We start from the raw sequence: 14356 nt of genomic DNA, 5'->3' as shown, positions 1-14356 counted from the left end.
ATCATCAAATATAAGAGCCACAGATATATTTGCACGTTATGGCGGCGAGGAGTTTGTCATAATAGCACCAGAGAGCACTTTAGAGGATGCAAAGGCTTTGGCAGAGAAGCTAAGAAAAGAAATAGAAAATTTTCTTTTTGAAGAAGGTCTTAGCATAACTTGTTCATTTGGCGTCGCGTCGCTAAATCAAGAAGATACAAAAGAAACCATTTTAAAACGAGCAGACGAAGCCCTTTACAAAGCAAAAAGAGAAGGGAGAAATAGAGTAGTGGCTTCTCTAGAGGCTTATTGAGATGCACATACGCTAAATGGTAGTGGCCTTGTAGGCTTATTGAGATGCATATTATTTGAAAACCAAAGTGGCCTTGTAGGCTTATTGAGATGCATGTTATTTGAAAACAAAAGTGGCCTCGCTAGAGGCTTATTGAAATGCCAATATATTAAACACTAACGCATGGTATAATAACTTTATGAAAAAGATTATAGCTGCCAATTGGAAGATGCATAAAACCTATGAGGAAGCCATATCTTATATAAATGAGCTGTTGAAAAAAACCATAGATTTTGAGAGAAAAGATGTTCTTATATACCCACCGTTTTTATACATATGCGAGGTTTCTAAGCTTTTAGAAAAATCAAATATAAAAGTAGGGGCTCAAAACGTATACTATGAAAAGAAAGGGGCTTTTACCGGAGAGATATCACCGGTGATGGTAAAATCTTGCAAAGCTGAGTATGTGCTCATAGGGCATTCGGAAAGAAGGCACATATTCAAAGAATCTGATGAGTTAATAAGAAAAAAAGTGATATCTGCCTTAGAAGAGGGGCTAAAGGTGATGCTTTGCGTAGGAGAAACGTTGGAAGAAAGGGAATCCCAACTTACCTTTAAAGTAATAGAATCTCAACTAAAGCTTGCTTTGGCGGGCTTAGAAGATGAGTTCTACAACATAGAAATAGCCTATGAGCCCGTTTGGGCAATAGGCACTGGTAAGTCGGCAAATCCCGAGGACGCATCAAAGATACATAGCTTTATAAAAGACATATTAAAAAACATGGCAAACAAAGATACGGATGTAAGAGTTTTATACGGCGGTAGCGTAAACCCGCAAAACGCCAAAGAGTTTTTAAAAGCTCCAAACGTAGATGGGCTTTTGGTAGGCGGTGCAAGTTTAGAGCCAAACACATTTTTAGAAATAATAAACGCCTGCTAATAAAACTATCAAGAGCTTTGCCTAAGACTTTTCAAACACAAGCAACCCTACCATACCAAAGACAAAAAGCTTCTTGTTTACTAACTTAAACCCATAGGATTCACAAAGATTTTTTATCTCTTCGGTAGATAGGCTGTTTTCCAAAGAGTGTATAAAAAAATCCCAATTTTTGTTGCCAAAGATGGCTATACCAAGAGGTCTTAAAAACGTTTTTGATATTTTAGCAAAGAAATCCATACCAATAAACTTTGTAGTATCGAGGACTATAAACCTGCCGCCTTTTCTCAAAACCCTATTTATCTCTTTTAGCATAGAATCTTTGTTTATTATATGTCTAAAAACCAAAGACATAGATATGTTATCAAAAACCCCGTCTTTAAAAGGCATGCTCTCAGCGGAAGCTATAAACAAATAAGCGGGTTTTCCTTTTAGTTTTTGTTTGGCTATTTTAAGCATCTTGATAGACAAGTCTATACCAAAACCAGTTTTTATTTTGTTTTGCTCAAAAGCCCTAAAAATAACATCTCCAGTGGCAGTACCAATATCCAACATGTTTCCAGGTTTTAACTCGTAGGCTATGCTTTTGTGCCATTTTTTGTTTTGGCCGAGACTTATAAATCCTACAAACTTATCGTAAGCCCCAGATATTGAATCAAAAATATTGGCAAGATTTTCCAAATTCATACAAATATGATATCATATTAATATGATAAAGATAAAAGGTATAACGTTGCCCGTTGTGAGCTTGACGCTTTCACTAAAAGACACCACAAAAGAAAACCTTATAAATGAACTTGTAGAAAAGATAAACTCAAACGTATTCTCAAACAGCTACTTTCTCATAGAAGCAGATGATAGCATAGATAAAGAAACTTTAAAACAAATAGAAAAACTTTTAGAAGAAAAAGATGTTAAAAGCATAAAAACAATGAGCGTTCAAACGGTAAGCGCACAAAAACCCACAAACGTATCTAGGCTTTTGATAGTAAATAAAAACCTTCGTTCAGGGCAAACGGTAGAGCACGGCGGAGATGTATTAATATTAGGCGATGTAAACGAAGGGGCAGAAGTTGTAGCCGCTGGAAACATAGTGGTTATGGGTACTTTAAGAGGTTATGCTCATGCTGGAGCTATAGGAGACGATAGCTCTGTGGTGGTGGCAAAGAAGATGATGCCTCAACAACTAAGGATAGGACATCATATAGCCATAAGAGGGGAAGACGAAGAAGAACCTCAAGAGGCCGAGATAGCAAAAGTTATAGATAATAAAATAATATTAGAACCTATAGGAGGTTTTTGATGAGCGATACAAAAGTTATCGTTATTACATCTGGCAAAGGTGGTGTTGGCAAGACTACGATGACCGCCAACATAAGCACCGCTTTGGCAAAACTGGGGAAAAGCGTGCTAGTAATAGATGCCGATATAGGTCTTAGGAATCTTGACATGATACTTGGGCTTGAAAATCGTATAGTTTACGACGTGTTAGATGCGATAGAGCAAAGAGTGAGCCCAGAAAAAGCCTTGGTAAAAGATAAAAGAGGATTACCTTTATGGCTTTTGCCGGCAAATCAAACAAAGAACAAAGACGCCATAGACCCAACAAAATGGAACAAGCTTATAGAAGATTTTAAAGAATCTAGGAAATTCAACTACATAATAATAGATTCACCGGCCGGTATAGAGCAAGGATTTAAAAATGCGGTAACTCCAGCAGATAGCGCTATAGTGGTGGTAAACCCAGAGGTATCATCGGTAAGAGATGCAGACAGGTCTATAGGCCTTATGGAAAGCATGGGTAAAAGTGATTACAAGATTGTCATAAATCGCATAAGATGGCATCAGGTTAAAAAAGGGGAGATGCTTTCCATAGATGATATAGTAGAAGTTTTAAAAGTACCGGTGCTTGGAGTTGTTCCGGAAGAAGAGAAGCTTGTAGATTTTACAAATAGAGGTGAACCTATAGTGCTCGATGAATCATACAACGCATCAAAAGCGATAATGGATATAGCAAGAAGGATAACCGGTGAAAATGTGCCTCTTACCCTCTACAACAAAGAGAAGGGTTTACTAGCAAAACTCTTCGGGAGGTAAAAATGGGTATATTAGATATATTTTTTAAGAATAAGAGCAAAGATGTTGCCAAGCAGCGTCTTACTATGGTGCTCGCTTATGAAAGAAAGGGATTAGCACCAAATTTTATAGATTCTTTAAGAGATGATCTTATAGCGGTTTTCTCAAAATATTACCAGTTTGATGTAAACAACATAGAGGTGGAGCTTAAAAAAGACAATTCGGCAGAAGAGCTTTGGATAAGCATACCATTCAAACATTAAACATAGTTTTTATAACAAAACATGATATTATATTAGTATGATATGTTTGACTCATTTAGAGGTTTGTCCTTATTGTTATCATGTAGCTCTGAAGGTTTGCGAGTTAGACGAGCCCTACCCAAGGGTAGAGGCTAACTGTCTTTGCTGTGGTTATACTTTAAAAGACAAAATACCAAATCATTACGATTTAGATTTTAAAAATATTTTAGAGCTTTTAAGCAAAAAACAGATAGGCCTTTTATGTGTTGACAACAACTGCGGTTCTAAAAACATAATAAGGCTCATAGACGAGGGAAATTACAAAGAGTTTAGGTGTCTTGACTGCGGTGCAGAATGGAACAGCAAAGAGCTTCAACATGCTATAAAAAACGTTAAAAAAGTATGGGAATGTCTAAAGAAAGAGGAACTAGAAGACTGTGTAAGAGCACAGGAGGGCGAATGTCCCATATGCAAAAACGATATAGGGCATAAGAGAAACGGTTATCTTGTGGAGATTGCTTGCAGCTTATGTGGTTTTCACAACGTATACGAAGAAAAATTACCAAATATTGATGTATCTCAAATAGATTGTAAAGATTACCAAAAAGCGGAAACGCCTGGTTAAAAGCGTGGCATACATTGACGATCCCATAAAACCCCTTCAAAAATACATAGATTTGTACGAGAAGTACAAAGATGCTACTAAAAACATACAAAACTACAAGCAAGACTTTGTAAATCAATCCACCACCGAAAGGCTGGCCTTGGCCATAGCTTCAGCCATTATAGGTGGCATTGAATCAAGAACAAAAGATGAAGAGGTAAGAAGATGGGCTATCTGGGGTGTAGAACAAACGATGAAGACTTTCAACAACTTTCCAAAGCTGTCAGAAAATCAGCTTTCCTATCTTTTTTTTGTCCTCGGAAGACACTTCATACCGGTACTTCTTCATGAAAAAGGCATAAAATCGGACTCTTTCAAAGCCTTATCAGAAGAAGAACAGCTAAAAGCCGTAATGGATGTGCTTGATATAAACTTTGAAAACGTAGTCATTAGGTGTCTTCAAGCTATAGACTTTCTTCACATAGAATAGATGGATATCGCAATAAAAGTAAGAAATCTTACAAAGGTAATAAACAATAGGACCATATTAAAAAATATATCCTTTGACGTTTACAAAAAAGAGGTATTTACCATAATAGGGGGTAGCGGTAGCGGCAAGACATCTATTACAAAACACATAATAGGGCTTTGGCAACCCACCGAAGGAGACATAGAGATTGAAGGTAAATCTATAGTAAACTTAAACAAAGATGAGCTAAACAAAATAAGGATGAAAATGGGATACGTTTTTCAAGAAGGAGCTTTGTTTGATAGCCTTAGAGTTTGGGAAAATATAGGTTTTTACTATTTAGAGCATACAAACAAACCCAAAGACGAAATAATAAAAATAGCCACAGAAAAACTAAAAGAGGTAAACCTAGACGAGTCGGTACTCTACCTTATGCCGTCGGAGCTTTCTGGAGGTATGAGAAAAAGAGTAAGCTTGGCAAGAGCCCTTGCCACGGACCCGGAGATCATCATCTACGATGAGCCTACGTCTGGCCTTGATCCAATTACAAGCCGCATAATAGACAGATTGATACTGGATCTAAAAATTAAGTTAGGTATAACGTCCATCGTAGTAACCCACGATATGGTAAGCGCTCTTAGTATTAGCGACAGAATAATGGTGTTAGACAAAGGAGAACAAAAATTTTTAGGCACCAAAGAAGAGTTCCTAAATTCAAAGGAACCATCTGTTAGAATGTTTTTAGAAAATGCAGTCCTAAGGTTGTAATTTTACAAAAATTTAAAAATTTTTTACTAAACTATGACAATATTATGTTAATATAATATAAAAGGAGGATTTTATGGCAGACATATTAAAAGCTGAAAGCACACCAACGCAAACGGCTGTTCAAAGGGGCAAGAAGGTTCAAACGAACATATTGGAGTTTTTGGCTATTTATTTAGAGAATGAGCTTATGGGTATACCGCTTACAAAAGTGGTAGAAATAACAAAAATTAGGGATATAGTGCCTGTACCTTTTTCGAAAAGCCACATAAGAGGAGTAATCAATATACGCGGTGAGATAATGGCTATAGTCTCTTTAAAAGAGACACTTGGGTTAAGCGAAACTAGGGAATCTCAAAGGATAGTAATATTGGAAACAAGGTTTGGAAAGATTGGCATCATAGTGGATGAGATTTACGGCGTTATAAAGGTAAGAGAAGACGATTTAGAACCAAACCCTATGGTAGGAAGATACAGCGAATATGTAAAAAATATAGCCCAAGTGGACAACGGCATACTCATTATAATAGATATTGACAAGATCTTTGAAGACAAAAATGGGTTTCCATGAAAAGATCGTAGATTATATATACCAAAACAGATTGTCAGAGTTTCAGTCTTCATTTTTTAACCTTTATAGGGAATATCGCTATTTAAACGAAGAAGAATTTATAAAAGAATGGTTTGATAAATTTATAATAAAAACCCTATACAAATATATGCCCTATACAAAGCTTGTAGAGTGTTTTGATAGATACTGCTCCTTGAGAAAAAACATCACAAAATCCTACGTTTCCACTTATTGGAGGTTTTGCAGAAACCCAAAAGGTTTTTCCTCCAAAATATCGGATTCTATGAAGTTTTTCGGCTTAGAAGAACTTGACGAAGATAGATTAAAAAAAGCCTATAGAAAAATGATGAAAGAATATCACCCTGATAAGGTAAAAGATAAAAAAATATCCCACGAGAAAACCGTACTTATAAATTACCATTACCAAGTCTTGCTTAGCTATATAAACGGTATAAAATCATAAAAGTAAATCTTCTAACTCTTTTTGAGACTTTACCGTAGCATAGACATATTCTCTTGGCAAGGAGGTGTTTTCTTCGTTGTAAAAATTGCAGTGTATATAATACACATAAGGCTTGTAAAAGTCGTTGTAATGCTTTGTCATCATTATATCGCTTATAGTATCGCCAATGTAGACCCCGCCTTTTTTACAAATTGCGTCTACACAAAACTTTAGAGCTTCTTTGCTTGGTTTTCTCTTGGTTTTGTCCTCTGTATAATCGTCGTCCACCGTAAAATCAAACATATCCTCAATACCAAAAAGCTTCAAAGAAAATACCAAGTCATCTTTGGGTCTTCCGGTCACTATACCAGTTTTATAGTTTTTTTTAAGGGCTTTTAAAAAGCTTTTATCCAAAAGAAGTATTTCGTTTTCTCTAAATTTTCTATAAAAAGCCTCAAAGACATCTACAAGCTCGTTGTAATCAAAGTAGGGGTTCTTAAAAATTTTTTGCTGGACATAGGTTTGATTTTCAGTATACTGCAAAGCTTCTTCTTTGGTTATATATCCAAACGCCATCAATATCAAAACGGAGCTACTTTCCCAATCGTTGTTTATGCCAGCTTTCTTTTTTACAAATGTAAAATCTTCTTCTTTCAAGTCCTTACCGGTGTAATGCTTAAATGTCTCGTATATGGCTTTGTGATAAGAAGGCCTTACGTCTATCAAAACACCATCTACGTCAAATATAACGGCGTCTATTTTATCCTTAAGATTGAAACCCAACAGCCTCTCCAAGAGCTTCTTTGTTGGCAAGGAGAAATTTTATAAATTTATCCACAAGGGCTGATTTCGTGAAATCGGTATAATATATTACGTTAAAAACTTTGTAAGCGCTAAAGTTTCTAATCTTAACAGGCACAAGCTCACCTTCTTCAATATCTTTTTGTATCGAGTTTCTAGGGAAAAACGAAGCTCCGTATCCAGATTTTACGATATTCATAATAGATCTTATAGAGTTTGTTTCTATTTTTATGTTTAAAAGCTCAAAATTTATACCCATAGCTTCCAGCGTTTCTTTTACGGTTTTTCTCGTGCAAGAATATGCCTCTCTCATCACAAGGTCTATAGTATAAAGATCTTCTGGCTCTATGATGTCTTTTTTCGCAAGCTCGTGATTTTTCCCCACACACAACACTAGCTCGTCTCTGAAAAGTTCAACGCTGTTTATTTTAGAATCTGCTTCTTTGTCCACCACGCCTACGTTTATAAGACCATTTACTATGCTATCCTCTATCTTCTTAGATGTATCTACGTAAAGCTTTACGGTGATACCCGGATAAAGCTTCTGAAAATCCACTATGAGTTTTGGGAGTTTGTACTCGCCAAAGGTAGGGCTAGAGCCTATATAAAGCGTATCTTTTATATCTTTTTTTAGTTGTGACATCTCTTTTACGAGGTTGTCGTAGCTTTCTAAAAGAAGCTTTGCTTTTTGATAAAGCCTCTCTCCTTCTTCTGTTAAAACTATTTTACCCCCTTGCCTTCTTAACAGTTTGCAACCGATGGTTTTTTCCAAAGATTTTATCTGCTGGGTTATAGCTGGCTGAGTGACGTAAAGCACATCTGAAGATTTTGAGAAACTTCCAAGATCCGCTACGGTTATAAAAGTTTTAAGCTTAACAATGTCTATCATCCAACCACTCTTAACTATATATTATAGCACTATAAATAAAATTTATACTTAATCAGTATCATAAAGACATTGAAAAAAAATATTTTTGAACGGGGCAGCAAAGCCCCATAGAAAAGGTTATAAAATAGATTATTTTTTTGACTTTACGTAGTTATCCCAGTTTGACCTATCAAAAGGAGATATTTCCCTTAACTTTTTGATGACCTTAGGAAACTCTCTTGCCACATAATCTATATCATCATCGGTGTTGTCTCTTCCGAAGCTAAATACCAATGAGCCATTAGATACTTCTTTTGGTATGCCTATGGCTGCTATAACGTGAGATTGTTTTAAAGCTGTAGACACGCAGGCAGAACCAGAAGCTGTTTCTATACCTTGTAGGTCCAACCTAAGAAGCATAGCCTCACCTTCTATAAGATGCACAATCACAGAAAGATGATGAGGAAGCCTTTGGGTTGGATGTCCAGTAAACTCTATCATATCAAGATTTTCTTCAAGGGCTTTTCTCACTTTATCCCTATAAGAAGAAAGGCGTTTTACCCTATCGTCCATCTCTTTCATGGCAAGCTCTGCAGCCGCTCCAAAACCCACTATACCGGGCACGTTTTCAGTACCGGCTCTAACACCGCGCTCTTGAACACCGCCTTCTATAAGAGGTTTTATCTTAACACCTTTCTTAGTCCAAAGAGCACCAACACCTTTTGGTCCATACATAAGATGGGCTGTAAAAGAAGCCGCGTCTATACCGAGTTCTTGCACATCAATAGGAGTATGACCGCAAGAAGGAGCTATGTCGCTGTGGAATATGACCTTAGGGTTTTTAGCTTTTGCAATAGAGACAAGATTTTTTATGTCCTGAATGGTGCCTATTTCTCTATTCGAATGCCCTATAGAGATTAGTATGGTATCTGGTCTTACCGCTTCTTCTAACTGCTGAGGGTTTACAAATCCATACTTATCTACTTCAAGATATGTAACTTCAAAACCTTCTTTCTCTAAATTTTTACAAGGATGTAGTATAGAATGATGCTCTATCGGCGTGGTGATAATGTGTTTGCCCTTTTTCTCGTAAGATTTGGCTATTCCTTTTATAGCTAAGTTGTTAGCCTCTATGCCACCAGACGTAAAAACTATTTCTTCTGGGCTTTTAGCGTTTATAAAATAAGCTATCTGCTCTCTTGCCTGATTTATAGCCTTTTTAGCCTGCTGACCAAAGCTATGTAAAGATGTTGGATTTCCAAAAACTTCTCTAAAATAAGGCAGCATTGCCTCTAAAACTTCCTGAGCCACCGGAGTAGTGGCTATGTGATCCAAGTAAACCGTCTTTTCCCCTGCCTTCTTAAAAAACATGTTATTTACCTCCTTGGTATATAGAATCAACTATTTTTGCTATTCCCATAAAAGCCTTAGCCGTCCTAGATTCTGGCGAAGCTTCTACTATAGGCATTCCTTCATCTGCATACTTTGTAACATCTGGCTCTATGGGTATTGAACCTAAAAGCTTTAGATTGTAAGTTTGCACAAACTGGGGTACTTTGCTCTCTCCAAATATGCGGTACTCTTTTCCAGTTTCTGGACATACAAAATAAGCCATATTTTCCACAACCCCAAGTATAGGTATATTCACTTCTCTAAACATGGATACTGCCTTTTTAACATCCACCAAAGCCACATCTTGAGGCGTAGTTACCACCACAGCACCGTCTATAGCCGTGTTTTGCGCAAGGCTTAGTTGAACATCACCGGTCCCCGGAGGCAAATCAAGTATTAGATAGTCCAACGGCCCCCAATCTACATCAAACAGGAATTGATTTAACGCTTGCATCAATATAGGTCCTCTCCATATTACAGGGGTATCTTCGGAAGGAAGCAAGAATCCCATGGATATCATCTTTACTCCGTATTTTTCTATGGGTATTATTTTATTAAATACGTTTGCGGTTAGCCTCGCTCCTTTGGTACCAAGCATAGTAGGTACAGAAGGACCATAAATATCTGCATCTAAAAGCCCAACGCTTCTACCTAGCTTGCTTAAAGCCATAGCCAAGTTCGTTGCCACCGTAGATTTACCAACGCCCCCTTTACCGCTGGCCACAGGAATAATCCTTTTTACACCCTTTATACTTCTTTTGCTAAAAACAGGCTGTTCAAAGGGGTTTTTCTTCGGCTCACCTTCTACAAATTCTATGTTTGGCTTTAGGTTCTGATTTGTTTCTTTTATAAGGCTCTCAAAACGATTTTTCACCTGCTCCTTAACAGGTTCTGGTACAGCCAACTTTAAATTTATAACATCTCCAGTCACTTTTAAATCCTTAACTATGCTGGCGGGCTCTTGAATGTTTAAATCTTTCAAATCAAGAGTTTTGATTTTTTCCAAAATTTCCTTTACTGCCATACTTTACCTCCGTTTAATTTAAAAAGATATAAACTTTTTGAAGGTATTTTATGAGAATCGCTAGTTTAAAATTAATTTTTATGACTTGATAATCATAGATCTATATCATACTACGATTGCTATTTACTAACTTTTTTAAAAGCCCAAAATCTATAAAAGTAAAAAATGTTTATAAAAACGATACTAAAAACAAGCGGTTTATAGCCAAACATGTCAAAGGGTGTTTTTAGCTTGTAAGGTTTTATATAACCCGCAAGCACACCTTTTGCACCAAAGGGTAATATTTTTTCATCACCAAGTGGAGATATTATTGCAGATATACCAGAGTTGTTGGACCTTATAAGGTATTCTCCGTTTTCAATTGCCCTTGCAACAGCTTGGTCGTTGTGCTCGTAAGGTTCTAAGGTAGGACCAAACCAAGCATCGTTTGTAAGGTTTATTATAAAATCGCTATGCAAAGACAATTCTCTTACGTAAGAAGAGAAATCCAATTCAAAGCATATTGGCGTGGCTACTTTATAAGTATGTCCATTCACGATTACGTTTATAGGTCTCATACTTTTACCGGGTACAAAATCTATACCGTTTATGGCGGCAAATAGCTTTTTAGCAAACTTAAAAGGGTAAGGCATATACTCACCAAAGGGAAGAAGCTTGATTTTAGAATAATAGTCTATCATGTTGCCTTGGTAAAAAGAGTAGGCGTTGTTGGTGGGAAGTATCTTATCGCCCTTGTATTTTATATCCACAAGCCCCACTACAAAAGGTTTGTAGTAAGTATAATACATAAAAAGCTCTCTTACAGGATCGTTGTAATCCGAGTATAAGAATGGAAAGGCAGATTCTGGAAGCACTATAAGGTCTGCATGCTCTTTTATAGCTTTTCCTAGCAAAGGAAAGTAAACCAGCGATTCTTTTTCAAACTGATAATAGTTTAGTTTTATGTTTTCATCTATGTTTGGCTGTATCGTAGCTACTTTTATAGAGTGTTTATCTTTGTAAAAGCTATAAACATAGGATTTGTAATTATAACAAATGATCGCTAAAAATATCGTAAGAACAATAGAAAAAATAAATTGTTTTTTGCTTTTAAAACTAACAAAAAAATAAAGCAAAAAAAGACCTACTCCATATACACCAAAAAACGCCAAAGCGTACTTTAAAATAGGCACATGTACTATTAAAGTCCCTACAGGGTACCAAGGAAAACCGTCAAAAGGCAAAAACTCTCTAAGATATTCAACGCTTATCCACGACGCTGGAAACATGTAAATGTTAAACTTATAAAGCTTTTGAAACAAGTAAACGCTTCCAAATTGAAGTATATCAACAGCCACCAAGAAAACAAGAAAAAGCAAAACCACCAAAAATATATTCATCTCACCAAATTTATAAAGCGTATAAAAAATCCAGTAATAGCATAAAAAAGAGTATAAGAACCCAACACCAAGATAAAAACTAAGTCTGTTTTTCATTGTCCTTTATAAGGATTATTTGAAACAATATCCAGCCTATAAAAGCTGAAAAATACTGACTTACAAACCTCCAAAGTATTACAAAAAGCCCTAACTCGTAGAAACTAAGATAAGCTTTAAACACCTCAAGCCCTCCTATCTCTCCTACACCAGCCCCACCGGGAGTAGGACTCATGTATATACCATACAAAAGACCCAACTGCCTCAACATACTGCTTACAATATCCACATTCTTTCCAAAAGCTTTTATAAGCACCGGGGCTATGCTCAAAAATGTTATATATAGCATAACAGAGTAAAAAAAAGCCAAAAAAACACTGCTTTTCTTAATTCTTAAAAAAATCCTCAACGTTGCCGCATATTTTCTTAGTGTATATTTTATGTTTAACTTTCTCTTGTCGCTAAGTATGTTGCTTTTAAAAAAAAGTTTAGCACCTATATATATTAAAAACCCAATACCAAAGGACACTAGAAAAATCTTAAGGACATCCAAGCCAAGCTTTGGCTTTTGATAAAGGTAAAAAGCTGTTATAGGAAAGGCCACAATAAAAAAAAACATACCAGAAAGCGTTTTCATAGTGACTATGCTCATAGTTTTGTGAAGGTGTACGCCTCTTCTTTTTAACATATAAACACTGGCTAGTTCTCCTCCTATGTGAAGAGGTGTGACTGTAGCCGCAAAAGTATTTATAAAAGACATAATGTAGCCGTAAAATATCGGATATCTAACGTTTAGGGCTTTTGAAAGGGTAAAAAGTCTAAGCACGTCAAAAGTTTGATATAAAAAGCTCAAAAGAAGAGCCAAAAGCACATATCTAAAGTTTAGCCTATACAAAACGTCTACTGTATATTTGTTAAAAGTCTTATAAATTACATAGAATATACTAAAACCTGCTACAAAAGTAAACAATGCGACAGCTTTTAAAATATGCTTCACAACATATGACCCAGCTTGTTTTTCTTAGTATCAAGATAAACTCTGTTGCACTCGTTGGGATTTATAGCTATAGGTACTCTCTCTACCACTTCTAAGCCGTATCCTTTAAGAGCTACTATCTTACGTGGATTGTTGGTTAAAAGCCTTATCTTTCTTACACCCAAATCAAGAAGTATTTGAACACCTGTTCCATACTCTCGCAAATCCGCTGGAAAGCCTATCTTTTCGTTGGCTTCTACTGTATCATAACCTTGTTCTTGTAAAGCGTAAGCCTTTATTTTGTTTGCTATACCGATACCTCTTCCCTCATGACCCTTTAAGTAAACCAAAACACCTTTGCCTTCTTTAGCTATAGCTTCAAGGGCAGCTTCAAGCTGAGACCTGCAGTCGCACCTTAAAGACCTAAACACATCACCGGTAAGACATTCAGAATGCACTCTCACCAAAACAGGTTCGTCTTCTTTCCATTCTCCCATGGTAAGAGCCACTTGCTCCTCACCGTTTAGTTTATTCCTGTAAGCATGCACTTTAAAAAGCCCGTAAGCGGTAGGCAAAGTAGCGCTTGCAACCCTTTCTATAGTCCTATCTTTCTTTAACCTATATTTTATAAGGTCTTCAATAGTAATAATTTTTAGATTAAAAGCTTTTGCAAAAGTTTGAAGTTCTGGCAATCTAGCCATCGTGCCGTCTTTATTCATAATCTCGCATATCACCCCAGCTGGGTAAAGACCAGCAAGCTTTGCAAGGTCTACCGAAGCCTCTGTGTGCCCAGCTCTTTCCAAAACACCGCCTTCCTTAGCTCTTATAGGAAACACGTGTCCTGGCCTTATAAAATCCGATGGCTTAGCATCTTCGCTAATGGCAAGCTTTATAGTCTTGGCTCTATCAAAAGCCGATATACCTGTGGTAGTACCGTGTTTAGGATGAGCATCTATAGATACACAAAAAGCAGTTCCTTTTGGATCCGTATTTATGCTTACCATAGGATGAAGCGAAAGCTCATCACACCTTTTCCCTTCAAGAGTAAGACATATAAGACCCCTTCCATGAGTAGCCATGAAGTTTATAGCCTCCGGCGTTACAAATTCAGCAGCCATAACAAGGTCTCCTTCGTTCTCTCTGGAAGGGTCATCCACAACTATAAGCATCTTACCGTTTCTTATATCTTCTATAGCTTCTTCAATGCTTGCAAATTCGCTCATAATTTTAAATATATTATATTTTCCCTTAGTGTGCTATGCTTTTAAAATAACCCCCACCCTAATCTAAATCATATAAAACCCACTTGACAAAAAGATATTAATGGTATATACTTAATATTCTCAATTGGTTGATAGCTTCAAAAAGATGGCTATCAACGGTCGTACTTCAATAGCTGAATAAGAGGATAGCGTAGCAACATCATTAACATCAAAAGCCATGGATAAAATTCTTTGAAGAGTTTGATCCTGGCTCAGCGCGAACGCTGGCGGCATGCCTAAC

18 protein-coding genes are annotated in these 14356 nt (G+C 36.6%); 10 read left to right on the top strand and 8 right to left on the bottom strand.

Annotated elements, in window-relative coordinates:
* Together ACP5S8_RS06220 and tpiA are read left to right on the top strand one after the other, a co-directional pair.
* Nucleotides 1–292, top strand: a 292-nt coding sequence (locus ACP5S8_RS06220) for a GGDEF domain-containing protein (RefSeq protein ID WP_461876124.1), incomplete at its 5' end; no start/stop codon positions are given.
* A 178-nt stretch (nt 293–470) separates the two neighbouring features.
* Nucleotides 471–1211 (top strand): triose-phosphate isomerase, encoded by a 741-nt coding sequence (gene tpiA, locus ACP5S8_RS06215; protein WP_461876123.1) that lies wholly within the window; start codon nt 471–473, stop codon nt 1209–1211.
* Between the two features lie 21 nt (nt 1212–1232).
* Here tpiA and ACP5S8_RS06210 read toward each other — a convergent pair whose 3' ends face one another.
* Nucleotides 1233–1895, bottom strand: a complete 663-nt coding sequence (locus ACP5S8_RS06210) for a class I SAM-dependent methyltransferase (protein ID WP_461870782.1) — start codon at nt 1893–1895, stop codon at nt 1233–1235.
* Nucleotides 1896–1917: 22 nt separating this feature from the next.
* Between ACP5S8_RS06210 and minC the strand changes: the two genes are divergently transcribed.
* From minC to ACP5S8_RS06170, 8 genes are all read left to right on the top strand, one after another.
* Complete coding sequence (minC, locus tag ACP5S8_RS06205; RefSeq protein ID WP_461876122.1) at nt 1918–2511, top strand: septum site-determining protein MinC; 594 nt, start codon at nt 1918–1920, stop codon at nt 2509–2511.
* On the top strand, nt 2511–3305 hold the full coding sequence (gene minD, locus ACP5S8_RS06200; RefSeq protein ID WP_461870784.1) for a septum site-determining protein MinD: 795 nt from the start codon (nt 2511–2513) through the stop codon (nt 3303–3305). The genes minC and minD overlap by 1 nt, the downstream gene beginning before the upstream one ends.
* Before the next feature lie 2 nt (nt 3306–3307).
* Nucleotides 3308–3547 carry a cell division topological specificity factor MinE gene (gene minE, locus ACP5S8_RS06195; RefSeq protein ID WP_012514393.1) on the top strand — a complete coding sequence of 80 codons (240 nt, stop codon included), beginning with the start codon at nt 3308–3310 and terminating at the stop codon, nt 3545–3547.
* A 37-nt stretch (nt 3548–3584) separates the two neighbouring features.
* Entirely contained in the window at nt 3585–4151 is a 567-nt protein-coding gene (locus ACP5S8_RS06190) for a hypothetical protein (RefSeq protein ID WP_461876120.1), read from the top strand.
* A gap of 4 nt (nt 4152–4155) precedes the next feature.
* Complete coding sequence (locus ACP5S8_RS06185; RefSeq protein WP_461876119.1) at nt 4156–4620, top strand: hypothetical protein; 465 nt, start codon at nt 4156–4158, stop codon at nt 4618–4620.
* The gene (locus ACP5S8_RS06180; protein WP_461876118.1) at nt 4621–5367 is read left to right on the top strand and encodes an ABC transporter ATP-binding protein; all 747 of its coding nucleotides are present in this window, start codon (nt 4621–4623) and stop codon (nt 5365–5367) included.
* 73 nt (nt 5368–5440) lie between these two features.
* Nucleotides 5441–5935 carry a chemotaxis protein CheW gene (locus ACP5S8_RS06175; RefSeq protein ID WP_461876117.1) on the top strand — a complete coding sequence of 165 codons (495 nt, stop codon included), beginning with the start codon at nt 5441–5443 and terminating at the stop codon, nt 5933–5935.
* Entirely contained in the window at nt 5922–6398 is a 477-nt protein-coding gene (locus tag ACP5S8_RS06170; RefSeq protein ID WP_461876116.1) for a J domain-containing protein, read from the top strand. The genes ACP5S8_RS06175 and ACP5S8_RS06170 overlap by 14 nt, the downstream gene beginning before the upstream one ends.
* Here ACP5S8_RS06170 and ACP5S8_RS06165 read toward each other — a convergent pair.
* From ACP5S8_RS06165 to ACP5S8_RS06135, 7 genes are all read right to left on the bottom strand, one after another.
* Nucleotides 6393–7160 carry an HAD family hydrolase gene (locus tag ACP5S8_RS06165; protein WP_461876114.1) on the bottom strand — a complete coding sequence of 256 codons (768 nt, stop codon included), beginning with the start codon at nt 7158–7160 and terminating at the stop codon, nt 6393–6395. The genes ACP5S8_RS06170 and ACP5S8_RS06165 overlap by 6 nt on opposite strands.
* On the bottom strand, nt 7144–8067 hold the full coding sequence (locus tag ACP5S8_RS06160) for a LysR family transcriptional regulator (protein WP_461870792.1): 924 nt from the start codon (nt 8065–8067) through the stop codon (nt 7144–7146). Before ACP5S8_RS06160 ends, ACP5S8_RS06165 begins: the two co-directional genes overlap by 17 nt.
* Before the next feature lie 129 nt (nt 8068–8196).
* On the bottom strand, nt 8197–9417 hold the full coding sequence (locus tag ACP5S8_RS06155; RefSeq protein ID WP_461876113.1) for a cysteine desulfurase family protein: 1221 nt from the start codon (nt 9415–9417) through the stop codon (nt 8197–8199).
* Between the two features lies 1 nt (nt 9418).
* Nucleotides 9419–10462 carry an Mrp/NBP35 family ATP-binding protein gene (locus tag ACP5S8_RS06150; RefSeq protein ID WP_461870794.1) on the bottom strand — a complete coding sequence of 348 codons (1044 nt, stop codon included), beginning with the start codon at nt 10460–10462 and terminating at the stop codon, nt 9419–9421.
* A gap of 119 nt (nt 10463–10581) precedes the next feature.
* Nucleotides 10582–11937: an apolipoprotein N-acyltransferase gene (gene lnt, locus ACP5S8_RS06145; RefSeq protein WP_461876112.1), complete on the bottom strand. Its 1356-nt coding sequence runs from the start codon at nt 11935–11937 to the stop codon at nt 10582–10584.
* The gene (locus ACP5S8_RS06140) at nt 11921–12874 is read right to left on the bottom strand and encodes a flippase-like domain-containing protein (protein WP_461876111.1); all 954 of its coding nucleotides are present in this window, start codon (nt 12872–12874) and stop codon (nt 11921–11923) included. The genes lnt and ACP5S8_RS06140 overlap by 17 nt, the downstream gene beginning before the upstream one ends.
* Nucleotides 12871–14076, bottom strand: coding sequence for a bifunctional 3,4-dihydroxy-2-butanone-4-phosphate synthase/GTP cyclohydrolase II (locus tag ACP5S8_RS06135; protein WP_461870797.1), 1206 nt, complete (start codon nt 14074–14076; stop codon nt 12871–12873). The genes ACP5S8_RS06140 and ACP5S8_RS06135 overlap by 4 nt, the downstream gene beginning before the upstream one ends.
* Nucleotides 14077–14356: the final 280 nt, after the last annotated feature.

The organism is Hydrogenobaculum sp., assembly GCF_049967395.1.
Classification (GTDB): domain Bacteria; phylum Aquificota; class Aquificia; order Aquificales; family Aquificaceae; genus Hydrogenobaculum.
This window is presented reverse-complemented; position numbering and strand designations above follow the sequence as displayed.